20 protein-coding genes are annotated in these 23,770 nt (G+C 70.3%); 4 read left to right on the top strand and 16 right to left on the bottom strand.

The genetic code is table 11. The features are described 5' to 3' along the window. Nucleotides 1–49: 49 nt before the first annotated feature. The 16 genes from OG714_RS37285 to rsmH all read right to left on the bottom strand — a co-directional run bounded on the left by OG714_RS37285 (nucleotide 50) and on the right by rsmH (nucleotide 17,799). Nucleotides 50–1,270, bottom strand: coding sequence for a DivIVA domain-containing protein (locus OG714_RS37285; RefSeq protein WP_406127725.1), 1,221 nt, complete (start codon nucleotides 1,268–1,270; stop codon nucleotides 50–52). 52 nt (nucleotides 1,271–1,322) lie between these two features. Beyond that, nucleotides 1,323–1,613: a YggT family protein gene (locus OG714_RS37280; protein ID WP_019062316.1), complete on the bottom strand. Its 291-nt coding sequence runs from the start codon at nucleotides 1,611–1,613 to the stop codon at nucleotides 1,323–1,325. A 50-nt stretch (nucleotides 1,614–1,663) separates the two neighbouring features. Continuing rightward, nucleotides 1,664–2,305 (bottom strand): cell division protein SepF, encoded by a 642-nt coding sequence (locus OG714_RS37275; protein ID WP_406127723.1) that lies wholly within the window; start codon nucleotides 2,303–2,305, stop codon nucleotides 1,664–1,666. A 128-nt stretch (nucleotides 2,306–2,433) separates the two neighbouring features. After that, nucleotides 2,434–3,153 (bottom strand): YggS family pyridoxal phosphate-dependent enzyme, encoded by a 720-nt coding sequence (locus OG714_RS37270; protein WP_406127722.1) that lies wholly within the window; start codon nucleotides 3,151–3,153, stop codon nucleotides 2,434–2,436. A gap of 6 nt (nucleotides 3,154–3,159) precedes the next feature. Beyond that, nucleotides 3,160–3,888, bottom strand: coding sequence for a peptidoglycan editing factor PgeF (gene pgeF / locus OG714_RS37265; RefSeq protein ID WP_406127720.1), 729 nt, complete (start codon nucleotides 3,886–3,888; stop codon nucleotides 3,160–3,162). After that, on the bottom strand, nucleotides 3,885–5,072 hold the full coding sequence (gene ftsZ, locus OG714_RS37260) for a cell division protein FtsZ (RefSeq protein ID WP_406127718.1): 1,188 nt from the start codon (nucleotides 5,070–5,072) through the stop codon (nucleotides 3,885–3,887). The genes pgeF and ftsZ overlap by 4 nt, the downstream gene beginning before the upstream one ends. A gap of 277 nt (nucleotides 5,073–5,349) precedes the next feature. Continuing rightward, on the bottom strand, nucleotides 5,350–6,144 hold the full coding sequence (locus tag OG714_RS37255; protein WP_406127716.1) for a cell division protein FtsQ/DivIB: 795 nt from the start codon (nucleotides 6,142–6,144) through the stop codon (nucleotides 5,350–5,352). Nucleotides 6,145–6,169: 25 nt separating this feature from the next. After that, nucleotides 6,170–7,261, bottom strand: coding sequence for an undecaprenyldiphospho-muramoylpentapeptide beta-N-acetylglucosaminyltransferase (murG, locus tag OG714_RS37250; protein WP_266878092.1), 1,092 nt, complete (start codon nucleotides 7,259–7,261; stop codon nucleotides 6,170–6,172). 6 nt (nucleotides 7,262–7,267) lie between these two features. Beyond that, nucleotides 7,268–8,635, bottom strand: coding sequence for a putative lipid II flippase FtsW (ftsW, locus tag OG714_RS37245; protein WP_405993901.1), 1,368 nt, complete (start codon nucleotides 8,633–8,635; stop codon nucleotides 7,268–7,270). Nucleotides 8,636–8,656: 21 nt separating this feature from the next. Next, on the bottom strand, nucleotides 8,657–10,090 hold the full coding sequence (murD, locus tag OG714_RS37240) for a UDP-N-acetylmuramoyl-L-alanine--D-glutamate ligase (RefSeq protein ID WP_406127713.1): 1,434 nt from the start codon (nucleotides 10,088–10,090) through the stop codon (nucleotides 8,657–8,659). Further along, nucleotides 10,072–11,145 carry a phospho-N-acetylmuramoyl-pentapeptide-transferase gene (mraY, locus tag OG714_RS37235; RefSeq protein WP_406127711.1) on the bottom strand — a complete coding sequence of 358 codons (1,074 nt, stop codon included), beginning with the start codon at nucleotides 11,143–11,145 and terminating at the stop codon, nucleotides 10,072–10,074. Before mraY ends, murD begins: the two co-directional genes overlap by 19 nt. Then, on the bottom strand, nucleotides 11,142–12,557 hold the full coding sequence (murF, locus tag OG714_RS37230; RefSeq protein WP_406127709.1) for a UDP-N-acetylmuramoyl-tripeptide--D-alanyl-D-alanine ligase: 1,416 nt from the start codon (nucleotides 12,555–12,557) through the stop codon (nucleotides 11,142–11,144). The genes mraY and murF overlap by 4 nt, the downstream gene beginning before the upstream one ends. Before the next feature lie 4 nt (nucleotides 12,558–12,561). Next, on the bottom strand, nucleotides 12,562–14,082 hold the full coding sequence (locus tag OG714_RS37225; protein ID WP_406132087.1) for a UDP-N-acetylmuramoyl-L-alanyl-D-glutamate--2,6-diaminopimelate ligase: 1,521 nt from the start codon (nucleotides 14,080–14,082) through the stop codon (nucleotides 12,562–12,564). Nucleotides 14,083–14,255: 173 nt separating this feature from the next. Further along, nucleotides 14,256–16,238, bottom strand: a complete 1,983-nt coding sequence (locus OG714_RS37220) for a peptidoglycan D,D-transpeptidase FtsI family protein (RefSeq protein WP_406127707.1) — start codon at nucleotides 16,236–16,238, stop codon at nucleotides 14,256–14,258. Between the two features lie 5 nt (nucleotides 16,239–16,243). Continuing rightward, complete coding sequence (locus OG714_RS37215) at nucleotides 16,244–16,846, bottom strand: septum formation initiator family protein (protein ID WP_406127706.1); 603 nt, start codon at nucleotides 16,844–16,846, stop codon at nucleotides 16,244–16,246. Continuing rightward, a complete protein-coding gene (gene rsmH / locus OG714_RS37210) occupies nucleotides 16,843–17,799 on the bottom strand; it encodes a 16S rRNA (cytosine(1402)-N(4))-methyltransferase RsmH (protein ID WP_406127704.1) in 957 nt (318 codons plus the stop codon). Before rsmH ends, OG714_RS37215 begins: the two co-directional genes overlap by 4 nt. Nucleotides 17,800–18,216: 417 nt before the next feature. Between rsmH and OG714_RS37205 the strand changes: the two genes are divergently transcribed. The 4 genes from OG714_RS37205 (at nucleotide 18,217) to OG714_RS37190 (ending at nucleotide 23,751) form a co-directional block, all read left to right on the top strand. Further along, complete coding sequence (locus tag OG714_RS37205) at nucleotides 18,217–18,765, top strand: beta-class carbonic anhydrase (RefSeq protein WP_406127702.1); 549 nt, start codon at nucleotides 18,217–18,219, stop codon at nucleotides 18,763–18,765. Between the two features lie 227 nt (nucleotides 18,766–18,992). Continuing rightward, the gene (locus OG714_RS37200; protein WP_406127701.1) at nucleotides 18,993–20,018 is read left to right on the top strand and encodes an AAA family ATPase; all 1,026 of its coding nucleotides are present in this window, start codon (nucleotides 18,993–18,995) and stop codon (nucleotides 20,016–20,018) included. After that, nucleotides 20,018–21,373 carry a DUF58 domain-containing protein gene (locus tag OG714_RS37195; RefSeq protein WP_406127699.1) on the top strand — a complete coding sequence of 452 codons (1,356 nt, stop codon included), beginning with the start codon at nucleotides 20,018–20,020 and terminating at the stop codon, nucleotides 21,371–21,373. Before OG714_RS37200 ends, OG714_RS37195 begins: the two co-directional genes overlap by 1 nt. Continuing rightward, nucleotides 21,370–23,751, top strand: a complete 2,382-nt coding sequence (locus OG714_RS37190; RefSeq protein WP_406127697.1) for a DUF3488 and DUF4129 domain-containing transglutaminase family protein — start codon at nucleotides 21,370–21,372, stop codon at nucleotides 23,749–23,751. Before OG714_RS37195 ends, OG714_RS37190 begins: the two co-directional genes overlap by 4 nt. Nucleotides 23,752–23,770 lie beyond the last annotated feature (19 nt).

Raw genomic sequence — 23,770 nt, 5'->3', positions numbered from 1 at the left:
GGGGCCCCGCCCTGAACGCTGCCGACGCCGAAGGCGTACTAAAGGCCGGTCAGTTGTCGTCCTCGTCGATCAGGAACCCGCGCATCGGCGAGGGAGCCTGGCCCATCGGGGACGGGCCCTGCGGCCGTACCGGCGCCATCGGCTGGGTCATGGCCGGGGACATCTGCTGCTGGCCGCCGTAGGACGGACCGGCGGGCGGCGGGCCGCCCATGCCCTGGTTGCCGCCGTACGACGGGGCGCTGGCGCCGGCCGGGGCCATCGAGGGCGCCGGGGACGGCGGAAGCGACGCGGCCGCCGGAGCGCGCGGCGGGGCCAGCGAGTCGTCGGCCTGGGTCTCCAACTGACGCAGCTGGGACTCGAGGTAGGACTTCAGACGCGTGCGGTACTCGCGCTCGAAGCCGCGCAGGTCCTCGACCTTGCGCTCCAGCGTGGCGCGGGCGGACTCCAGGGAGCCCATCGCGACGCGGTGCTTCTCCTGCGCGTCCCGCTCCAGGGCGTCGGCCTTGGCACGGGCGTCACGCTCAAGACCCTCGGCGCGCGAACGGGCCTCGCCGACAATCTTGTTGGCCTCGGAACGGGCCTCGGCGATCGCCTGGTCGGCGGTCTGCTGGGCCAGCGAGAGGACACGGGCGGCGCTGTCGCCACCGGGGCCCTGCTGCGGCATGCCGCCACCCATGGGACCGCCCATCGGGCCGCCCATCTGCTGCTGCATGGGGGGCTGGCCGCCCATCTGACCCTGCATCGGGCCCTGGCCCATCTGCTGCATCTGGCCCTGCATCGGACCCTGGCCCATCGGACCGCCCATGGGGCCCTGTCCCATCGGACCCTGACCCTGCGGGCCACCCTGGCCACTGGGGCCTGCGGGCAACTGCGGGGCACCGCTCGGCAGCTGGGGCGGGCCGCCCATGGGGCCGCCCATCTGCTGCTGCGGCGGGCCCGATATGCCGGCGGGCACCGGGCCACCCGGACCGCGCATGCCTTGCGGGGGCATGCCCTGCTGGGGCATCCCCTGCTGCTGCATGCCGCCTTGCTGCATGCCACCCTGCTGCTGGTCCTGTTCCGGGGGCTTGCGCATGTTCTGTTGGTTCTGGGCAGCCGCGCGCGTGGCCGCTGCCAGCTTGGCGCGCAGGTCCTCGTTCTCCCGCAACAGGCGGGTCAGTTCGGCTTCGACCTCGTCGAGGAAGGCATCGACCTCGTCCTCGTCATAGCCTTCTCGGAGGCGGACGGTCGTGAACTGCTTGTTCCGCACGTCCTCGGGGGTCAACGGCATCTCTTCACCTCAACGTAGTCATCGGCAGTCGGCAAGACCGTATCGTCCACTGTCACCTCGCGAGATTGCCCACGATAGAGATCAAGATGTAGACGATGATCATCAGGACGAAGAAGGACAGGTCGAGCGCCACGCCCCCGAGACGCAACGGCGGGATGAACCGCCGCAGAAGCTTCAACGGTGGATCGGTGACAGTGTAGGCGGCCTCCAGAACGACCACCATCGCCTTGCCGGGTTGCCATGAGCGGGCGAACTGGAAGACGTAGTCCATGACCAACCGGAAGATGAGCACGATGAGGAACACCATCAGCGCGATGTAGATCACCTGCGCGAACACGCTCATGGTCTGTCTTTCCCTCTCCCCTGTTCCGTACTTCCTAGCGGCTGTCTGTCTCAGCTCTGATTGAAGAACCCGCCCTCTGCGATGCGGGCCTTGTCCTCCGCCGTGACATCGACGTTAGCAGGCGACAACAGGAACACCTTCTGCGTCACCCGCTCGATGCTGCCGTGAAGACCAAACACCAAACCGGCCGCAAAGTCGACAAGTCGCTTCGCGTCTGTGTCATCCATCTCGGTCAGATTCATGATCACCGGGGTGCCTTCACGGAAGTGTTCCCCGATGGTACGGGCCTCGTTGTAGGTCCGGGGGTGAAGTGTGGTGATCCGGTAAGGCTCTCGTTCCGACACGACCTTGGGCATGATCACCGGTGCGTTCTTCTCCAGGGACTGGCGTTCTTGTGTGATGGATGCCACGGGCGCGATACGCGCCGGACGCCCTGATTCCGCACCCAGTGAAGCGGAATGGGACACGGGTTCACGAGGAGCCGGAGGCTGCACCACTCGTACCGGTTCGTCCCTTTGAGACTGATGCGAGCCGTGTGACTGGTGCGACGGCTCGTGCCGTCGACGGTCCCGCTCGGGCTCCGGGTCCAGTTCGGGTTCGAAGTCGTCATCGGGGTCGAAACCCCGGCCGTCGTACCCATCGTCCTCCACGAGGCCGAGGTAGACCGCCATCTTGCGCATCGCGCCGGCCATTCTCTGAGTCCTCCGCTCTGTGGTGGATCGGCTGACGACTGCCAAGTGCCCGCGATCCACGAGGTCGTTACGCCCGCCTTCGGCGGCATTGACCATATTTTCTGCTGTGGTCCGACTTCCTGGCGACGTTACCCGAGCCTGGGGCGCACGCCGAGTACCGCAGTGCCGACGCGTACATGTGTCGCTCCGGCTGCCACGGCCTGCTCGAGGTCCGCACTCATCCCTGCCGACACCATGTTCGCAGCAGGATGGGCTCGGCGCAGGTCAGTCGACAAATCCATCAACCGCCCGAACGCCTCCAGTTGGCGACCCGCGTACTCCCCGGTGAGCGGAGCGACGGTCATCAGACCGTCGAGCCGCAACCCCGGAGCCCCGGCGACGAGATCGGCCAACTCCCCGATCCCGCCCGGCCCGACGCCGCCCCGCTCGCCCCGCCCGCTCACTCCCGCGTCGAGTGCGACCTGGATGAGACAGCCCAGTTGGCGCCCGGACCGCTCGGCCTCCTTCGACAGCGCGGTGACGAGCCGGGACCGGTCGACCGACTGCACGACATCGGCGTAACCGGCCACGGATCGCACCTTGTTGGTCTGCAACTGACCGACGAAGTGCCAACTCAGCGGCAGATCCGCGCATTCGGCGGCCTTCGGGGCGGCGTCCTGGTCCCGGTTCTCGGCGACATGACGCACACCGAGTTCGGCCAACGTCCGTACGTCGCTCGCCGGATAGGTCTTGGTGACCACGATCAGGGTCACCTCTTCGCGCTTCCGCCCGGCCGCCGTACAGGCGGCGGTGATGCGCTCCTCGACTTTCGCCAGATTCATGGCGAGTTCTTGCCTACGGTCCGTCATGCCCGATCAGTCCAGCCAGACATAGCTCGCCAGCCGCCCGGTCGTCCGGTCGCGGCGGTACGAGAAGTGGTCGTCCGATTCACGGGTGCACACCGGCGACTGCTCCCGGTCGCGCACCCCGAGCCGGTCGAGCTGCGCGTGCGCTCCGGCGGTCACGTCGACCGCGGGAGTGCCCCAACTCGTCTCGGCGTACGCCGCCGGTTCCACGGCGGCGACATCGGCGCGCATGTCCGCGGGCACTTCGTAGCACCGGCCGCAGACGGCAGGTCCGGTGCGGGCGACGATCCGGGCGGGATCGGCGCCGAGTTCCACCATGGCCCGTACGGTGGCGGGGACGACCCCGGCGACCATGCCCGGACGTCCGGCGTGGGCCGCGCCCGCGATCCCGGCGACCGGGTCGGCGAGCAGGACCGGCGTGCAGTCGGCGGTCAGCACGGCGAGGGCGAGGCCGCGCCGGGCGGTGACGACCGCGTCGACGGAGGGGATGTCCGAGGCGCCCCAGGGCCCCTCGACGACCGCCACGTCGGCGCCGTGCACCTGGTTCATCCAGACCACCAGGGCCGGGTCCAAGTCCAGTGACTTGGCGGCCAGTTCGCGATTGGTACGGACCGCGTCGGGGTCGTCGCCGACCGCTCCGCCGAGGTTGAGCTCCTCGTACGGAACGGCGCTCACCCCGCCCCACCTGTCGGTGAAGGCGAAATGCGCGCCGCTCACGGTGTCGAACTGTCCTATCACTTCAGGAAGTCCGGTACGTCCAGCTCCTCGGCGGCGCTGTCCGAGTAGGTCCGCGACGGCGGGACCGGCGGGGCGACCGGGAGGTCGGCGACCGGCTCCGGAGCGTGCTCCGGCTCCTCCTTGGGCTTGACGCTGCCGAGCGAGCCGAAGGACGGACGGCTCTCCTGCCGTACCGGAGTCGGCTCGTCGCGGCGGGCTGACGACGAACTCGTGCCCGTCTCGCGGCGGGTCGGCGGCTGGCCGCCGTCGAAGCCGGCCGCGATGACCGTGACCCGGACCTCGTCGCCGAGGGCGTCGTCGATGACCGCGCCGAAGATGATGTTGGCCTCGGGGTGGGCCGCCTCGCTGACCAGTTGCGCCGCTTCGTTGATCTCGAACAGGCCGAGGTCGGAGCCGCCGGAGATGGAGAGCAGGACGCCGCGGGCACCGTCGATGGAGGCCTCGAGGAGCGGCGAGGAGATCGCCATCTCCGCGGCGGCCACCGCGCGGTCGTCGCCGCGGGCCGAGCCGATGCCCATGAGGGCCGAACCGGCCTCGGACATCACGGACTTGACGTCGGCGAAGTCGAGGTTGATCAGGCCGGGCGTGGTGATGAGATCGGTGATGCCCTGCACACCGGAGAGCAGGACCTGGTCCGCCGACTTGAAGGCGTCGAGGACCGAGACCTGGCGGTCCGAGATGGACAGCAGCCGGTCGTTCGGGATGACGATGAGGGTGTCGACCTCTTCGCGGAGTTCGGCGATGCCGTCCTCCGCCTGGTTCGCCCGGCGCCGTCCCTCGAAGGTGAACGGGCGGGTGACCACGCCGATGGTGAGGGCGCCCAGGGAGCGCGCGATGTTGGCCACGACGGGGGCGCCGCCGGTGCCGGTGCCGCCGCCTTCGCCGGCCGTCACGAAGACCATGTCGGCCCCCTTGAGGACCTCCTCGATCTCCTCACGGTGATCCTCGGCGGCCTTGCGGCCGACGGCCGGGTTGGCGCCGGCGCCGAGTCCGCGGGTGAGTTCGCGGCCGACGTCGAGTTTGACGTCGGCGTCGCTCATCAACAGCGCCTGCGCGTCGGTGTTGATGGCGATGAACTCGACGCCCTTGAGGCCGACCTCGATCATCCGGTTGATGGCATTGACACCACCGCCGCCGACACCGATGACCTTGATGACTGCGAGGTAGTTCTGCGGTGCTGCCACGTCGAAGGCCTCTCGCCTCGAGTTACGTGTCGTCGATCGCGGTGTTCCGCGACCCGACGACGGATGCCGAATGGGACGGTCCGTAGCGCCGACCCGAACCCTAACGTTGAAGTTTAGGGTTACCAGTGTGTCCGTTCCTTGAAGTCTTCTGAACAGGACACTAAGTCGACAAGTGGCGCACGTTCAACGAACACGCCGAACCTCCCGTTTTTCTTTTCACCCTATGTGATCAGCCGTAGCGCTGCCCAACCAGGGTGCTGGCCTGCGCGAATGTGCGTCAACTCCCGGCTGACGCAGGGGCGGTGGGAACACTTACGTCGAAGTGCCGGGCGCCGGGAGCTGCTTTCATGAGAGCGGTGAGCGTACGCGCCTTCGCGGCACCCTTGTCGCCACTTCCCCAGGAGACGGTCCGGCCGCCGCTCAACTCCAGTGAGATGTCGTCGTAGGAACGGACCTTGACGACCTGGGTGACGCGTGCGACCGCGGCCGGAATGTCACCCGCGACCCGTACCGCCTCGCGTACGAGTCGGTCCTCGCCGAAGCGGCGCAGGCCCGCCGCGGACGAACCCGATTGAGAGAGCGTCAATTCCAGGGTGGGGATGGACTTCGGTGGCGTGGAAACGGTGGCGAATCGCACGCCCTCGTCGTCCACTTCGACGAAGTTTCCGCCCTTTTTCTCCACCAGGACCGGGCTGCGTTCGGTCACTTTCAGCCCGATTCCATGAGGCCAGGAACGGACTACATCAACGGTGTCAATTCGGGGCAATTTCCTGCGGAGTCGGGCTTCGATCGCATCGGTGTCGACGGAAACGAGCGGTCCGCCGACCGGAACGTCGGCGGCTTCGCGCACCTGCTCCGGCGTCAGGACCTTGGTCCCGGAGACCGACACCTTCTCCACCCGCAGCCACTGCGAGCCGTAGAGCAGCCAGACCGCGGCGGTGCCCAACAGGACTGCGGCGAGGGCGAGTGCGACAATCAGACGAAGGCGTCTTGGTCCCAGACGCCGGACAAGGGGCGGGCCGGACGACTCCTGTTGGCGTTCACCGCGCTCGGCGGTCGTCGGTCCGGCCACGATCCCCTGCCTCTCTCACATATGGCTAGCGGTGCCGCGAGGCGATCGCCTCGTACACCATGCCGACGAGCAGGTCGTCGGCGTCCCGGCGGCCGAACTCGCTTGCCGCGCGCGACATTTCGTACAGCCGGTGCGGGTCGGCGAGCACGGGCAGGACGTTGCCCTGGATCCACTCGGGCGTCAGTTCCGCGTCGTCGACCAGGAGTCCGCCGCCGGCCTTGACCACCGGCTGGGCGTTCAGCCGCTGTTCGCCGTTGCCGATGGGCAGCGGGACGTAGGCGGCCGGGAGTCCGACGGCGGAGAGTTCGGCGACGGTCATCGCGCCCGCGCGGCAGAGCATCATGTCGGCCGCGGCGTACGCGAGGTCCATCCGGTCCACGTACGGTACCGGGATGTAGGGGGGCATCCCCGGCATCTGGTGCACCTGCGGCAGTTCGTTCTTCGGGCCGACCGCGTGCAGGATCTGGATTCCCGCCTGTTGGAGGTACGGCGCGACCCGCTCGACCACCTCGTTGAGGTGCCGGGCGCCCTGCGAGCCGCCGGAGACCAGCAGCGTCGGCAGGTTCGGGTCGAGCCCGAACGCGGCCCGGGCCTCGGGCCGTACGGCCGCGCGGTCCAGGGTGGCGATCGTGCGGCGCAGCGGGATGCCGATGTAGCGGGCGTCGCGCAGCTTGCTGTCCGGGGTCGAGACGGCGACCCGGGCCGCGTACCGCGAGCCGATCTTGTTGGCCAACCCGGGCCGGGCGTTGGCCTCGTGGATCACGATCGGCACTCCGAGGCGCTTGGCCGCGAGATAGCCGGGCAGCGCCACATAGCCGCCGAAGCCGACGACGCAGTCCGCCTTGGTGCGCTCCAGGATCTGCTCGGCCGCCTTGATCGTGCCGCGCAACCGGCCCGGCACGGTGATCAGTTCGGGGGTGGGCTTGCGCGGCAGGGGTACGGCGGGGATCAGCGCGAGTTCGTAGCCCCGCTCGGGTACGAGACGGGTCTCAAGGCCGCGCTCCGTGCCCAGGGCTGTGATCCCCACGGTGGGGTCCTGCCTGCGCAGGGCGTCCGCGAGGGCGAGCGCCGGCTCGATGTGGCCGGCGGTCCCCCCACCGGCGAGTACGACATGCACCGAAATTCACCGCTCTCCGGACGAACGCGCCGCCGAGGCACGCCGTCGCATCGTGTTCCATCTCCGGGGCCGTTGGCCGGAACCGGTACCCCTGGCCCCCCGCTTTCTACCAAAGCGGGGTTGCCGCATCGCAAGCGCCGCCCGCGCAGCGGGGTCGTCGCGCGCGAAGGCGATCAGCAACCCGATGGCGAACATGGTCGGCAGCAGGGCGGAACCCCCGTAGGAGAACAGCGGGAGCGGGACGCCGGCGATCGGCAGCAGGCCGAGCACCGCACCGATGTTGATCACCGCCTGAGCGATGATCCAGGTGGTCACGCCTCCCGCGGCATACCTCACGAAGGGGTCCTCCGTGCGTCCAGCCACGCGGATACCCGCATAGCCTAGAGCCGCGAAGAGGGCGAGCACCGACAGTGTGCCCGCCAGACCCAGTTCCTCACCTGTGACGGCGAAGATGAAGTCGGTGTGGGCCTCGGGGAGTTGACCCCATTTCTCCACACTCGCCCCGAGCCCGGAGCCGAAGATCCCACCAGACGCGAGCGCGTAGATCCCGTGCACGGCCTGCCAGCAGTCGGCGACCCCGGTCTTGGGCTCGGTGGCGCCGATGCAGGCGAGCCGGGCCATGCGGTTGGGGCTGGTCTTGATGAGGATCACACCGATCGCGGCCGCGATCGACAGCACGCCGACGAAGAGCCGGGTCGGAGCGCCGGCCAGCCACAGCAGGCCGAACAGGATCGCGGTGAGGATGATCGCCGTACCCATGTCGCCGCCGAGCATGATCAGCCCGAGCAGCATGAACGCGACCGGCACCAGCGGCACCAGCATGTGCTTCCACTGGGACAGCATCGCCTTGTCCTGCTTGCGGGCGAGCAGGTCGGCGCCCCACAGGACCAGGGCCAGCTTGCCGAACTCGCTGGGCTGGATCTGGAAGGAGCCGCCGAGCGAGATCCAGTTGCGGTTGCCGTTGACCGACATCCCTATCCCCGGCAACTGGACCAGCGCCATCATGAAGACGGCGCCCGCGAGGATCGGATAGGCCAGCGCCCGGTGCAACTTGACCGGCATCCGCGAGGCGGCGAGCGCCAGCACCCCACCGATACAGGCCGCGAGGAACTGTTTGCGGAAGAAATACGAGCCGGGCAACGACAGTTGGAGTGCGGTGATCTGGGAGGCCGAGTAGACCATCACCAGACCCAGCACGGTGATCAGCACGCTGCCGCCGGCGATCAGGTAGTAGGCGGTCAGCGGGCGGTCCCAGGCCCGGCGCGCGTTGGCGTAGAGCCGTCGTACGGGGTTGTCGCGGACGGTCCTGGCGGCGGCGGGACGTCTGGGGGTCCGCTGCTGCACGGGCGGCCGGCCGGTACGGCTACTGGGCATCAGCGCCTCCGCTTGCGTCGGTCAGGCGCCGAGTTCGCGAACCGCCGTGGCGAACGCGTCACCGCGCTTGTTGTAGTTGGCGAACATGTCCATGGAGGCGCAGGCGGGGGCGAGCAGCACCGTGTCGCCGGCGGCGGCGAGCCGCTGTGCCTCCTGGACAGCCGCGAGCATCGCCCCAGTGTCGGTCCGGTCGAGGTCGACGACGGGTACTTCCGGCGCGTGTCGCGCGAGGGCTTCGCGGATCAGCGCGCGATCGGCGCCGATCAGCACCACACCCCGAAGCCGCTTCGCCGACTTGGCGACGAGTTCGTCGAAGGTGGCGCCCTTGGCGAGTCCGCCCGCGATCCACACGATCGACTCGTAGGCCGCCAACGAGGCTTCCGCCGCATGGGTGTTGGTGGCCTTGGAATCGTCGATGTACGCGACGCCGTCCACATCGGCCACGTGCGCGATGCGGTGCGCGTCGGGCGTGAAGGCCCGCAGCCCGTCCCGTACGGCCTTGGCGGGCACCCCGAAGGCGCGCGCGAGGGCAGCGGCGGCAAGGGCGTTGGCGATGTTGTGCGGGGCCGGCGGGTCGACGTCCGCGACCTCGGCGAGTTCCTGCGCGTTCTTCTGTCGGTCCTCGACGAAGGCGCGGTCGACCAGGATGCCGTCCACGACGCCGAGTTGGGACGGCGCGGGGCTGCCCAGCGTGAAGCCGATCGCCCGGCACCCCTCCTCGACGTCGGCCTCGCGGACCAGGTCCTCGGTGGCCTTGTCGGCGAGGTTGTAGACGCAGGCGACCCGATTGCCTTCGTAGATACGGCCCTTGTCGGCGGCGTACGCCTCCATGGAGCCGTGCCAGTCGAGGTGATCGGGCGCCAGGTTGAGAACGGCGGCGGAGTGGGCGCGCACCGAGGGCGCCCAGTGGAGCTGATAGCTCGACAGTTCCACCGCGAGGACGTCGTACTCCTCGTCCCCGAGTACGGCGTCGAGCACCGAGACGCCGATGTTGCCGACCGCCGCCGTGCGCAGGTCCGCCGCCTTCAGGATCGAGGCGAGCATCTGGACGGTGGTGGTCTTGCCGTTGGTGCCGGTGACGGCCAGCCAGGGGGCGGCGTCGGGGCCGCGCAGGCGCCAGGCCAGCTCCACGTCCCCCCACACCGGAACGCCCGCCTCACGCGCCGCCGTGAACAGCGGCTTGCCGGGCTGCCAGCCGGGGGTGGTGACGATCAGTTCGGTGCCGTCGGGCAGGGACGCTCCATCGCCGAGACGCACGGTGATGCCGAGCGCCTCCAGGTCGGCCGCCTGGGCCCGGGAGCGCTCGTCGGCGCCGTCGTTGACGACCGTGACGAGCGCGCCGAGTCCGTGCAGGACCTTGGCCGCCGGGATGCCGGAGACTCCGAGCCCGGCGACGGTGACGTGCTTGCCCTCGAAGGAGAGCCCCTGCCCATCGGTCACTTTTCCGCTGCCCATCCCGCGTAGAAGAGGCCCAGGCCGACGATCACGCAGATGCCCTGGATGATCCAGAAACGGACCACCACGAGCACTTCGGACCAGCCCTTGAGTTCGAAGTGGTGCTGGAGCGGGGCCATTCGGAAGACCCGCTTGCCGGTGAGCTTGAAGGAGCCGACCTGGATGACCACCGACATGGTGATGAGGACGAAGAGGCCACCCATGATGGCGACGAGCAGCTCCGTGCGGGAGAGGATCGCCAGACCGGTGAGGACACCGCCGAGGGCGAGTGAGCCCGTGTCCCCCATGAAGATCTTGGCCGGCGAGGTGTTCCACCACAGGAAGCCCAGGCAGGCACCCATCAACGCCGAGGCGATGACCGCGAGGTCGAGCGGATCGCGCACTTCGTAGCAGGCGTTCGGGTTGGTCAGGGTCGTCGCGTTGGCGCAGGACTCCTGGAACTGCCAGACACCGATGAAGGTGTAGGCACCGAAGACCAGGACCGAGGCGCCGGTGGCGAGGCCGTCCAGACCGTCCGTCAGGTTCACGCCGTTCGACATCGCGAGGATCATGAACAGCGCCCAGATCACGAACAGGATCGGGCCGAGCTTCCAGCCGAAGTCCGTGATGAACGACAGCTTCGTGGAGGCCGGGGTGTTGCCGCGGGCGTCCTGGAACTGGAGGGCGAGCACCGCGAAGCTGATGCCGACGATCAGCTGGCCGGCCATCTTCGCCTTGGCCCGCAGGCCCAGCGAACGCCTCTTGACGATCTTGATGTAGTCGTCGAGGAAGCCGACCAGGCCCATGCCCACCATCAGACCGAGCACCAGCAGACCCGAATAGGTCGGCGTGTAACCGGTGATGACCTTGGACAGGAAGTACGCGGCGACCGTCGCGAAGATGAACGCGATACCGCCCATCGTCGGCGTACCGCGCTTGCTGGCGTGCTCGCGCGGGCCGTCGTCGCGGATGTACTGGCCGTAGCCCTTGCGGGCCAGCAGCTTGATCAGCAGCGGGGTGCCCATCAGGGTCAGGAACAGGCCGATGACTCCTGAGAACAGGATCTGCTTCATCATCGGGCGGCAACCTCACCCTCGGTACCGGCCTCGACGAGCGCCTGCGCCACGCTCTCGAGCCCGACCGACCGGGACGCCTTCACGAGCACGACGTCTCCCGGGCGCAACTCGCTGCGCAACAGGTCGACCGCCGCCTGTGCGTCGGACACGTGCACCGACTCCTCACCCCACGAACCCTCGTTATATGCGCCCAGTTGCAGCCAGGACGCTTCCCTGCCCCCGACCGCGACGAGCTTGCCGACATTGAGCCGGACGGCCAGCCGTCCGACCGCGTCGTGCTCGGCGAGCGCCTCGTCCCCGAGCTCGGCCATCTTGCCGAGCACCGCCCAGGTCCGCCGCCCCTTGCCCATGGCCGCGAGCGCGCGCAAGGCGGCTCGCATGGACTCGGGGTTCGCGTTGTAGGCGTCGTTGACGATGGTCACGCCGTCCGGTCGCTCGGTGACCTCCATCCGCCAGCGGGAGAGGGAGCCCGCCTCGGAGAGCGCGGTGGCGATCTCGTCTGCGGACATGCCCAGCTCATGGGCGACGGCGGCCGCGGCGAGCGCGTTCGACACGTGGTGCTCACCGTACAGGCGCATGGTCACTTCGCTGCACCCGGAGGGTGTGTGAAGGCTGAAGGCGGGCTGTCCGCTGTCCGTGAGTCTCACGTTCTCGGCCCGTACGTCCGCTTCGCCGGACTCTCCGAAAAGGATCACCTTCGCCTTCGTACGGGACGCCATGGCCCGTACGAGCGGATCGTCCGCGTTGAGGACCGCTACGCCGCCTTCTTCAACTGAAGGGAGCGCCTCCACGAGTTCACCCTTTGCCTGCGCGATCTGCTCCCGGCCGCCGAACTCGCCGATGTGGGCGGTGCCGACGTTGAGGACGAGGCCGATCTGCGGGGGCGTCAGGTCCGCGAGGTAGCGGATGTGACCGATGCCGCGGGCGCCCATCTCCAGGACGAGGAACCTCGTTTCGGCGGTGGCGCTCAGCGCGGTCAGCGGCAGCCCGATCTCGTTGTTCAACGATCCCGGCGTGAACACCGTGGGCGCCTTGCGCGCGAGCACCTGGGCGATGAGGTCCTTGGTGCTGGTCTTGCCCGCCGAGCCGGTGAGGGCCACGAGGGTCGCGCCGAGCCGTCGTACGACATGACGGGCGAGGGCGCCAAGGGCGCTCTGGACGTCGTCCACGACGATCGCGGGGACGCCGACCGGGCGGGACGCCAGGAGGGCCACCGCGCCCGCCTCGACGACCGCGTTCGCGAAGTCGTGGCCGTCGACGTGCTCGCCGGCGAAGGCGACGAAGAGGCTGCCGGGTTCCACTTCCCGGGAGTCGCGGACCACCGGGCCGGTGACCTGGACGGACGGATCCGGTATGTCGTGCGTCTGCCCGCCGACGACTTCTGCGATCTCGGCGAGGGAGAGGGCGATCACAAGTTCATCCCTGGGTCTTCTGGATAGCTTCGCGAAGCACCTGGCGGTCGTCGAAGGGACGGACCACTCCGGCGATGTCCTGGCCCTGCTCGTGGCCCTTGCCCGCGACCAGCACGGTGTCCCCCGGCTGTGCGCGGGCGACGGCGGCCGCGATGGCGGCGGCCCGGTCCTCGAAGACCTGGACCTCGCCGCGCTCGTGCGCGGGCACCGACGCGGCGCCCTGGAGCATGGCCGCGAGGATCGCGAGGGGGTCCTCGGAGCGGGGGTTGTCCGATGTCAGTACGGCGGTGTCGGCGAGCCGGGCGACCGCGGCGCCCATCGGCTCGCGCTTGGTCTTGTCCCGGTCGCCGCCGCAGCCGAGCACGACGTGCAGCTTGCCCTCGGTGACCTTGCGCAGCGCGCGCAGGACCGATTCGACGGCGTCCGTCTTGTGGGCGTAGTCGACGACCGCGAGATACGGCTGCCCGGCGTCCACGCGCTCCAGGCGCCCCGGCACTCCCGGCACCGCGGCGATGCCGTCGGCGGCGAGCTGCGGGTCGAGGCCCGCGGTGGCCAGGGCCGCGATCGCGGCGAGGGTGTTGGCCACGTTGAAGGAGCCGGCGAGCGGCGAACGAGCGGTGATCAGCTCGCCCTTGGGGCCGACCGCGGTGAACGTCGAGTCCATCGGGCCGACTTCGACGTCCTGGGCGCGCCAGTCGGCGTCCGGGTGGCCCTCGGCGGAGTAGGTGACCACGGGGACCGTGGCCTCGGTGGCGAGCCTGCGGCCGTACGCGTCGTCGAGGTTGACCACTCCCTGCCGGCTGCGCAGCGGTGTGAACAGCTGCGCCTTGGCCTGGAAGTAGTCCTCCATGCCCGTGTGGAACTCCATGTGTTCCGGGCTGAGGTTGGTGAAGACCGCGATGTCGAAGATGCAGGCGTCGACCCGGCCGAGGACCAGCGCGTGACTGGAGACCTCCATCGCGACCGCGTCGACCCCGCGCTCCAGCATGACCGCGAACAGGGCCTGGAGATCGGTGGCTTCGGGGGTCGTGCGCTCCGACTTGATGCGCTCGTCGCCGATGCGCATCTCGACCGTGCCGATCAGACCGGTGGACCGGACCGTTTTCAGGCCGCCCTCCACGAGGTAGGCGGTCGTCGTCTTGCCGGACGTTCCGGTGATGCCGATCTGGAGCAGATCGCGGCCGGGGTGACCGTAGATGGTCGCCGCCAGCTCGCCCATCTGCCTGCGCGGGTCGTCAACGACCAGTACGGGCAGGCCCGTTGCCGCGGCGCGGTCGGCGCCGGCCGGGTCCGTCAGGACGGCGACGGCGCCGAGGCCGGCCGCCTGGGTGACGAAGTCGGCGCCGTGCAGACGGGCGCCGGGCAGCGCGGCGTACAGGTCGCCGGGGCGGACGGCGCGCGAGTCATGGGTGATGCCCCTGACCTCGGCCGTCGTGGTCGGCACGGTGGCGCCCAGTTGGTCGGCGAGTTCCGCGAGGGGTGTGGCGGAGAGCTGCGCCGGCCTGGGCGGCCCCGGGTAGGTCACGGATGCGCCCTTCTGGGGGGTTTGGGAGTGGTCGGCGGGTGGCACGGCGGTGAGCGTACCGGGCGCACCCGCCCCGGGGCGAAGCGAGGGGCCGGGCCTGCTGTCCTGCTGGCCCTGGTTCCCGGACTGGGAGGTGATCATGGTCACGGATCGGTTCCTGGCTGTTGCGCTGATCAGGGCGTGAAGGTCACGGGCAGATTCGCGGCCTTCGCCCCGGTGGGCGGGACCTGGAGGGTCTTGAGGGCGAACTCCATCACCTGCTTGTAGATCGGTCCGCAGATCTGACCGCCGAAGTAGCTTCCGCTGGTGGCGTTCTGGATCGCGCAGTAGACGGTGACGCGGGGGTTGTCGGCGGGCGCGAACCCGGCGAACGACGAGGTGTAGCCCTTGTACTTGCCGGTGGCCGGATCCACGCGGTTGGCGGTGCCGGTCTTGCCCGCGACCCGGTACCCCGGAATCGCGGCCTTACCGCCGGTGCCCTGCTCGTCGTCCACCACGGACTCCAGCATCTGGGCGAGGGTCTTCGCCGTCTTCGCACTGATGACCCGGGTCTTCTTGGGCGTCGCCGCGGGCGTGAAGCGGCCGTCGGGCCCCTTCGTGCCGCGCACCAGGGTGGGTTCGACGCGGACTCCGCCGTTGGCGACCGTCGAGTAGACGGAGGCCGCCTGGAGCGCGTTGAGGGACATGCCCTGGCCGAAAGGAATCGTGTACTGCTGCGAGGTCGACCACTTGTCGGCGGGCGCGAGGATGCCCTTCGTCTCGCCGGGAAAATTGAGCCCGCTGTAGCTGCCGATGCCGAACTTGCGCAGATACGAGTACAGGACCTGGTTGGCCTCGGGCTGGGTCTTGCCGAGCTGGCCGGCCGCCTCGATGGTGCCGATGTTGCTGGACTTGGCGAGCACGCCGTTGAGGGTGAGGCTCCAGGTCGCGTGGTCCACGTCGTCCTGGAAGAGCCGGTCGCCGCGGTGCAGCCGGTTCGGCACGACGACATGCGTCAGCGGGGTGGCCGCGTTCTCCTGGAGTACGGCGGCCATCGTCATGACCTTGGCGGTGGAACCGGGCTCGTAGGCGTCCTGGACGGCCGCGTTGCCCAGGGACGCGGCGCTGGCCTGCGAGAGGTCGTTCGGGTCGAAGCCGGGCGCGTTGGCCATGGCGAGGATCTCGCCGGTGCGGGTGTCCTGCACTATCACGTACCCGCGGTCCGCCTTGGACTTCTTCACCTGCTCGGTGATGGCGTTCTGCGCGGCCCACTGGATGTCGCGGTCGATCGTCAGTTCCACGTCGGAGCCGGGCACCGCGGGCGTCTCCGTGGAGCCCGCGGTGGGCACCTGGAGACCACCGGACTGGGCGTAACGGACCTTGCCGTCCTTGCCGGTGAGGTCCTTGTTCAGCTGCTGCTCGACCCCGCCGCCGCCCTTGCCGTCGGCGTTGACCCAGCCCAGTATTCCGGCGGCGAGATCGCCGTTCGGGTACACGCGCTTGGTGGTGGGGACGGCGAGGACACCGGCCAGGACGTTGACCGTGGTCGGGTCGGTCGAGGCCTTGGTGTTCAGCGCGCTCTTCAGGTCCTTGATCTGCTTCCAGACCTGCGGGGTCTGGCGGTTGGCGAGCACTACGTAGCGCAGGTTCTTGTTGGCGGGCCTGAGCTTCTTGACGAGGGAGGCCTGGTCCACGCCGAGGATCGGGGCGAGGAGGGCGGCCGCCTGTTCGGGCCCGTCGTCGATCTTCAGCTGCTTGCGGGTGAACAGCGTCGGGTCGGCGGTGATCGTGTACGCGTCCACGCTGGTCGCCAGCGCCACCCCGGAGCGGTCGGTGATCTCGCCGCGCTCGGCGGCCAGGACGTAGTCGACGTACCGGTTCTGCGCGGCCTTGGCGGCGTACGCGCTCGCGTCGACGGCCTGCACCTGGAGCAGTCGTACGACGAACGCGATCAGGACGAGGGTCAGCGCGAGGCTGATCATGCGCAGCCGGGGGCGGGGGCTGCCGAGGCGGAGGGAGCGCGAGCCCGCCGGGCGCGCCGCGGGAGGAGGTGATGCCGGGCGGCGGGCCGGACGGGCGCCGGGACCGGGGCGGCGCCGGGCGGCGTTACCGCCCTCCGGGCGTTCGGGCCTGGCCGGTCCTGGCACTCGGCGGCGCGGCGGTTCCCTGTCGGACACTTCCGTCACCTGCCGGGTGTTGTCGGGGTGGAGGACTGTGCTGTGGATGACTGCGCTGTGGAGGTCTTGGTTGCAGAGGTCTGCGCGGGCTGTACGGGCCGGGTCGCGACGGGGGTGGCCGCGGGGGCCGGCGCCGGCGCGACGGCCGTGGGGCTCGAACTCGGGCTCGGGCTCGGCCTGCTGACGAGTGCTTCGGGGGCGAGGACCGCCGGTGTGGTCACGGTCTTCGCGGCGGCCTGCTCCGGGACACCCTTCACGGTGCCGTTCGGGTCGAGGAAGGCGGGGTCCCCGCCGGGCACCATGCCCAGTTCGTGGGCGCGGCGCTGGAGGGCGTCGGGGGCGGAGTAGGCGTCGACGTCCCGCTGGAGGGCCTGTTCCTCGTCGGTGAGGCTCTTCGTCTGCTTCTGGAGGTCGTCCAGCTTGAACTGCCCTTCGCTGAGCGCGGAGTTCAGCACGAGCAGTCCGATCAGGCCGCCGCCGAGGAGAAGCACGACGAGGAGGACGAACGGGGTGCGGGCCGCCTGGATCCCGCCTGTCTGTGCGGGCCCGGTCGGGAAGAGCCGCGCGAGTCGGGCGGCCCTGCCCCTCAGCTCGGGTTTCCTGCTCACTCGGCGTCCTCCCTGATGCGCTCAGCCCCCCGCAGCCGCGCGGGTGCCGCTCGTCGGTTCTCGGCGACCTCTTCCTCGGTGGGAAGTTCGGCACCGCGCGTCAGGAGCTTGAGCCGGGGCTGGTACCGCTCGGGCACGACCGGCAGCCCAGGAGGCGCGGTGTTGGCGGCGCCGGCCGCGAACACCTGCTTGACCAGGCGGTCTTCGAGCGAGTGGTACGACAGGACGGCGATCCGGCCGCCCACGGCAAGGGACTTCACGGCGGCGGGGATCGCGCTCTCCAGGACGGACAGTTCGCCGTTGACCTCGATGCGCAGCGCCTGGAAGGTGCGCTTGGCCGGGTTGCCGCCGGTGCGCTTGGCGGCCTGCGGCAGCGAGTCGCGGATCAGCTCGACGAGCCGCGCGCTGTTACTGAACGGCTCCTTGCCGCGCTCGCGGACGACCGCGGAGACGATTCGCTTGGCCTGCTTCTCCTCGCCGTACGCCCGCAGGATGCGGACGAGTTCGCCGGGCGCGTAGGTGTTGAGGACCTCGGCGGCGCTGATGCCGGTCGTCTGGTCCATGCGCATGTCGAGGGGGGCGTCCTGGGCGTAGGCGAAGCCGCGGTCGGCCTCGTCGAGTTGCATGGAGGAGACGCCGAGGTCGAACAGGACGCCCTCCACGCGCGCGAGGCCGAGCCGCTCCAGTACGTCGGGCAACTCGTCGTAGACCGCGTGCACGAGGGTGGCGCGCTCGCCGAAGGGGGCGAGGCGCTCACCGGAGAGGCGCAGGGCCTCCTTGTCGCGGTCGAGGGCGACGAGACGGGCCTCGGGGAACCGGTTCAGCAGGGCCTCGCTGTGCCCGCCGAGGCCGAGCGTGCAGTCGACGACCACCGCTCCCGGCCGCTCCAGTGCGGGGGCCAACATGTCCAGGCACCGCTGGAGCATCACCGGGACGTGTCGACTCTGGCTCAAGGGGCCCTCTCAGATCCGGCACGGACCCTACGCACCGCCGGGTCCCCGCCCGCGGGTGAAGGGGAAGCCTGCCGGCGCCGAAAGCGTCAGCCGACCGGGAGCGGGAGGAGGCCGAGCCGTACGTACGCGCCGCGCACGTGGGGAGACTCCGGAAAGTCGCCGGGGTCTCCGGGAAAAGTCCAGCAGGGAGAGCCTCGCCTCCCGCTTCGCGCAACTTTAGTCCACGCTGTCTCGCGGTCAATCAACCGGCCTGCGCGTCGCGGGCCGGGGCGCGTGCGAAGCCACAAAACGGGAAGAATCACCCGGACGGGTGCACCCCCGCCACCCGTGTGGGTTACCTCACAAGAGGACGCAATGACGCTCTTTTTCCCATCCCGCACCAAGACCGCACCGCCGGTGACCAGTACCGTCATGGATATGACGACCTCCGCATCCGTACCCACAGACTCCGAAGGCGCCATAGCCGACGGCGGGACCGTGACGGACCGCCTCGTCGAGGCCAACGCGCAGTACGCCGCCGCCTTCACCGATCCCGGGATGGACGCCCACCCCGTCCTCCAGGTGGCCGTCGTGGCCTGCATGGACGCCCGCCTCGACCTGCACAAGGCGCTCGGCCTCCAGCTCGGCGACTGCCACACGATCCGCAACGCGGGCGGTGTGGTCACCGACGACGTGATCCGCTCCCTCACCATCAGCCAGCGGGCGCTCGGCACCCGCAGCGTCGTTCTCATCCACCACACCGGCTGCGGCTTGGAGTCCCTCACCGAGGAGTTCCGGCACGACCTGGAGATGGAGGTCGGCCAGCGCCCCGCCTGGGCGGTGGAGGCCTTCCGGGACGTCGAGCAGGACGTACGGCAGTCCATGCAGCGTGTGCGGACCTCGCCGTTCCTGCTGCACACTGATGATGTGCGCGGCTTCGTGTTCGACGTGAAGTCGGGTCTGCTGCGCGAGATCGACCCGGCCTGACGCACCCGCCCGCCCCGAGAACTCACGCCTCGGACCGCCCAAAAGGTCGTAAGACCCGACAAAGCGAAGGCAGTTGTCCACAGGCGAGTGACACGAACCGGTAACGGCAACAAGAATGCGGGTGTGGCGTCGCGCGGAACTTTTTCCGCGTGGTGTCCGTGTTTCGGGGTGGGCCGGTCCGCATCACAGGCGTCGGCCCATGGAAAGAACGGGCCGAGGAGGGCCGGGTGACGACCTATGACGATCGAGCGAGCCTTACAGATCTGACCGCCACTGTGGAGCGAGTCCGCAGTTCGGTGGAAGGAGTGATCGAGGGCAAGCCCGAGGTCGTACGGCTTTCGCTGACCGTGCTGCTCGCCGAGGGACATCTTCTGATCGAGGACGTTCCGGGTGTGGGCAAGACAATGCTGGCCAAGGCGCTGGCGCGGTCGATCGACTGTTCGGTGCGGCGAATCCAGTTCACGCCCGACCTGCTGCCCTCGGACATCACCGGTGTGTCCATCTGGGACCAGCAGCAGCGGGACTTCGAGTTCAAACCGGGCGCCATCTTCGCCCAGATCGTGATCGGCGACGAGATCAACCGCGCCTCGCCGAAGACCCAGTCCGCACTCCTGGAGTCCATGGAGGAGCGGCAGGTCACCATCGACGGCCAGACCTACGAGCTGCCCAGCCCCTTCATGGTGGTCGCCACGCAGAACCCGGTCGAGATGGAGGGCACCTATCCGCTGCCCGAGGCGCAGCGCGACCGTTTCATGGCCCGGGTCTCCATCGGCTATCCCAGCGCGGAGGCCGAGCTGCAGATGCTGGACATCCACGGCGGGGCGAGCCCGCTGGACGACCTCCAGCCCGTGGCCCACGCGCACGACATCGTCAAGCTGGTCGAGGCGGTCCGCGGCGTCCATGTCGCCGACCCGGTGCGCAGGTACGCGGTGGACCTGGTCTCGGCCACGCGCAACCACGCCGACCTCAGACTCGGCGCCTCCCCGCGCGCGACGCTGCACCTGCTGCGCGCGGCGAAGGCCTCCGCCGCCCTGAGCGGCCGTGAGTACGCGCTGCCGGACGACATCCAGGCACTCGCGGTCGCCGTCCTGGCGCACCGCCTGCTGCCCACCGCGCAGGCCCAGCTGAACCGTCGTACGGCGGAGCAGGTCGTCCAGGAGATCCTCCAGCGCACCCCCGTGCCCGCGGCGCCGGCCCCGCAGAGCGGCCTGGGTCTCGGGGCGTACGGCCAGCAGCCGCCCCGGAGGCTGTGATGACCACCGGGGAGGCGGAGACCGACCGGGACGAGAAGGGCGGTGTCCGTACGGCCCTGGCCGGGCTGACGACCCGTGGACGCTCCTTCCTGGCCGCCGGTATCGCCGCCGCGGTCTGCGCGTACGTCCTGGGGCAGAGCGATCTGCTCCGGGTCGGGCTGCTGCTGGCCGTGCTGCCCCTGGTCTGCGCGACCGTGCTCTACCGCACCCGCTACCGGGTGGCCGGCAGCCGCCGGCTCTCCCCCGCGCGCGTGCCCGCCGGCAGCGAGGCCCGCGTCCATCTGCGGATGGACAACGTCTCGCGGCTGCCCACGGGCCTGCTGATGCTCCAGGACCGGGTGCCGTACGTGCTCGGTCCGCGCCCCCGCTTCGTCCTGGACCGGGTCGAGGCGGGCGGCCGGCGCGAGGTGTCCTACCGGGTCCGCTCCGACCTGCGCGGCCGCTACCCCCTGGGCCCGCTGCAACTGCGCCTGACGGACCCCTTCGGGATGTGCGAACTGACCCGCTCCTTCTCGACCTTCGACACCCTCACCGTCATCCCGCGCGTGGAGGCCCTCCCCCCGGTCCGCCTCAGCGGCGAGGCCAAGGGCTACGGCGACGGCCGCAACCGCTCGCTGGCCCTGGCGGGCGAGGACGACGTGATCCCGCGCGGTTATCGCTACGGCGACGATCTGCGCCGCGTGCACTGGCGTTCCACCGCGCGCTACGGCGAGCTGATGGTGCGCCGCGAGGAGCAGCCGCAGCGCGCCCGCTGCACGGTCCTGCTCGACACCCGGGGCATCGCCTTCGCGGGCCAGGGCCCGGACTCTGCCTTCGAGTGGGCCGTCTCGGGCGCCGCCTCCGTCCTGGTGCACATGCTGGAACGGGGCTTCTCCGTACGGCTGTTGAGCGACACCGGCAACTCGGTGCCCGGCCAGGACGCCGACGGGTTCGCGGGCGCGAGCCAGGAGTCGGCGGACGCGGCCGGGCTGATGATGGACACCCTCGCGGTGATCGACCACTCGGACGGCTCGGGCCTGTCCCGGGCCTACGACGTCCTGCGCAGCGGGAACGAAGGGCTGCTGGTGGCCTTCTTCGGCGACCTCGACGAGGAGCAGGCGGCGGTGGTCGCCCGGATGCGGCAGCGCAGCGGGGGTGCCCTCGCCTTCGTGCTGGACAGCGAGGGCTGGGTGCGTGAGTCGACCGATGTCCCCGCTGCCGGGGACGAGCCGGACGAGCGGCTGCGGATGCTGCGCGACGCGGGCTGGACCGCCGTGGGCGTGCCGCGCGGCGCCTCACTGACCGATCTGTGGCAACAGGCCGACCGGGAGCGCAACGGCATCACCGCGACCGGCCTCGGGGAGGGATGGGCATGAGCGGGCGCGCACGACTGGCGATCTGCGCCTGGGTGGCCACACTGCTGGCGTCCTGCGCGATGCTGCCCCTGGTCTCCCCGGCGACCTGGATCGTCCAGGCCGCCTTCATGCTGGCGATCCAGACCGGCGTGGGTGCGGCGACCCGGCGGGTGCCGCTGGCCCGGCCGCTGACCGTCGCGGCGCAGGCCCTGGTCACCCTGCTGATGCTGACCCTGGTCTTCGCGCACGCGCAGGCCCTCGCCGGGTTCGTCCCGGGCCCCGAGGCCTTCCAGCACTTCGCCGACCTGCTGCAGCAGGGCTCGGACGACGTCTCCCGGTACGCGATCCCGGCACCGCTGCACGACGGCATCCGACTGATGCTCATCGGCGGTGTCCTGGTGATCGGCCTCGCGGTGGACACGCTCGCGGTCACCTTCCGCAGCGCGGCCCCGGCGGGGCTGCCGCTGCTCGCGCTGTACTCGGTCGCCGCCGGGCTGTCCGAGAGCAGTGTCAGTTGGCTGTGGTTCCTGCTCGCCGCCGCCGGCTATCTGACGCTGCTGCTGGCCGAGGGCCGGGACCGGCTCGCCCAGTGGGGCCGGGTCTTCGGCGGGGCGCCCCGCACCGGCCCCGGCTCGGAGTCCTCGGGGCCGCTCGCCCCGGTCCGCACCGGGCGGCGGATCGGCGCGGTCGCGATGGCCATCGCCCTGCTGCCGCTGCCCACCATCTCGGGCGGCCTGCTGGACGCCGCCGGAACCGGCGTGGGTTCGGGCAACGGGGGCGGCGGCACGATTTCCGCGGTGAACCCGCTGGTCTCGCTGCGCGACAGCCTGAACGTGGACGAGAACCGCCAGGTCCTGTCCGTGCGCACCAACACGAACGACATCTCGGACATGTATCTGCGGATCGTGTCCCTGGACGACTTCGACGGCACCACCTGGAAGCCGTCCCAGCGGCACATCCAGGGCGTGCCGAACCCGTTCCCCACGCCGACCGGTCTCGGCGCCGACATCAAGCGCGCGGAGATCAAGACCCGGATCTCCGCCGCGGACTGGTACGCCCAGGACTGGCTGCCGATGCCGTACCCGCCCAGCGGCGTGAGCATCGACGGCAGTTGGCGCTACGAGCCCGTGGGCATGACGGTCGTGGGCGATCACGGGCAGAACACCCGCGGGGTGACCTACGAGGTCACCAGCCTGGCCGTACAGCCGACCGCGGAGCAGCTGGCCACGGCGCCGGCACCGTCGGCGAGTCTGCGGAACCAGTACACGAAGGTGCCGAAGTCGCTGCCGGCGGTGGTGGCCGAGACCGCCCGCAAGGTCACCGCGGGCTCGGCCAATCACTACGAGCAGGCGGTCAAGCTCCAGGACTACTTCGCGGTGACCGGCGGCTTCCAGTACGACACCCGGGTGGACGTCGGCACCGGCCGCGACGCGATCGCCAAGTTCCTGAAGGACAAGCAGGGTTTCTGCGTCCACTTCTCCTTCGCGATGGCGGCGATGGCCCGCACCCTGGGCATCCCGGCGCGCGTCGCGGTGGGCTTCGCACCGGGCACCCAGGAGGCGAACGGCTCGGTGTCGGTGGGCCTGAAGGACGCGCACGCCTGGCCCGAGCTGTACTTCGAGGGCGTGGGCTGGACCCGCTTCGAGCCGACCCCCAACCGGGGCTCGGTGCCGTCGTACACCCAGTCGACCACGCCCGGCAGCGACGTCCCGGACCCGGCGCTCCCCTCGACCTCGACGAGCACGGCGCCCTCCGCGGCCCCCTCGGCGAGCGAGAGCTGCACGGCCCAGCAGCGGAAGCTGGAGGGCTGCACGAGCCAGGCCCCGGCGGTCGTGGGGGGCGGTGACCACCAGGGTCCCTGGTGGTACGCGCAGCTGGTGGCACTGGGCCTGGGCGCGCTCCTGCTGCTGACGATCCCGTTCGCGCCGATGCTGTGGCGGACCCGGATGCGCTCGGTACGGCTGGGCGCGCACGGCCGTACCGATGCGGACGCGGCCGTCCACACGCTGGCGGTGTGGGAGGAACTGACCGATACCGCCTGGGACTTCGGGATCTCGCCGGACGAGTCGCTGACCCCGCGCAAGGCGGCGGCGCGGATCGTGGGACTCGGGCATCTCGATCCGGCGGCCGCCGCCTCGGTGCACCGCGTGGCGGACGCCGTGGAGCAGGTTCTGTACGCGCCTCGGCCGCAGCTGGCGGCGGGGCTCGCGAAGGACGTCCGGCGGGTTGTCGTCGGGTTCCAGGACCCGGCCGGCCGCGCCACGCGGCTGCGCGCACTGGTCGCCCCGCGCTCGACCGTCCGGGTGGTGTGGGCGCTGTCGGCCTGGTGGACGTCGGTGACGACACGGGCGGCGGCGCTGCGGCCGACCCTGCGCAAGCCGTCCGGACAGCAGGGCTAGGGGCACGGCCCGCGAGCCC

Origin of the sequence: Streptomyces sp. NBC_00989, assembly GCF_045162655.1 — a bacterium.
GTDB lineage: Bacteria > Actinomycetota > Actinomycetes > Streptomycetales > Streptomycetaceae > Streptomyces.
The sequence above is the reverse complement of the archived record's forward strand: the minus strand, read 5'-3'. Positions and strand labels throughout refer to the sequence as shown.

What these genes read in the sequence shown, in the direction of transcription:
- OG714_RS37285 (WP_406127725.1), bottom strand. Translation starts at nt 1,270, where the DNA reads ATGCCGTTGACCCCCGAGGACGTGCGGAACAAGCAGTTCACGACCGTC.
- OG714_RS37275 (WP_406127723.1), bottom strand. Translation starts at nt 2,305, where the DNA reads ATGGCCGGCGCGATGCGCAAGATGGCGGTCTACCTCGGCCTCGTGGAG.
- OG714_RS37190 (WP_406127697.1), top strand. Translation starts at nt 21,370, where the DNA reads ATGAGCGGGCGCGCACGACTGGCGATCTGCGCCTGGGTGGCCACACTG.
- ftsW (WP_405993901.1), bottom strand. Translation starts at nt 8,635, where the DNA reads ATGCCCAGTAGCCGTACCGGCCGGCCGCCCGTGCAGCAGCGGACCCCC.
- OG714_RS37195 (WP_406127699.1), top strand. Translation starts at nt 20,018, where the DNA reads ATGACCACCGGGGAGGCGGAGACCGACCGGGACGAGAAGGGCGGTGTC.
- murD (WP_406127713.1), bottom strand. Translation starts at nt 10,090, where the DNA reads ATGGGCAGCGGAAAAGTGACCGATGGGCAGGGGCTCTCCTTCGAGGGC.
- OG714_RS37270 (WP_406127722.1), bottom strand. Translation starts at nt 3,153, where the DNA reads ATGACGGACCGTAGGCAAGAACTCGCCATGAATCTGGCGAAAGTCGAG.
- OG714_RS37205 (WP_406127702.1), top strand. Translation starts at nt 18,217, where the DNA reads ATGACGACCTCCGCATCCGTACCCACAGACTCCGAAGGCGCCATAGCC.
- mraY (WP_406127711.1), bottom strand. Translation starts at nt 11,145, where the DNA reads ATGATGAAGCAGATCCTGTTCTCAGGAGTCATCGGCCTGTTCCTGACC.
- OG714_RS37280 (WP_019062316.1), bottom strand. Translation starts at nt 1,613, where the DNA reads ATGAGCGTGTTCGCGCAGGTGATCTACATCGCGCTGATGGTGTTCCTC.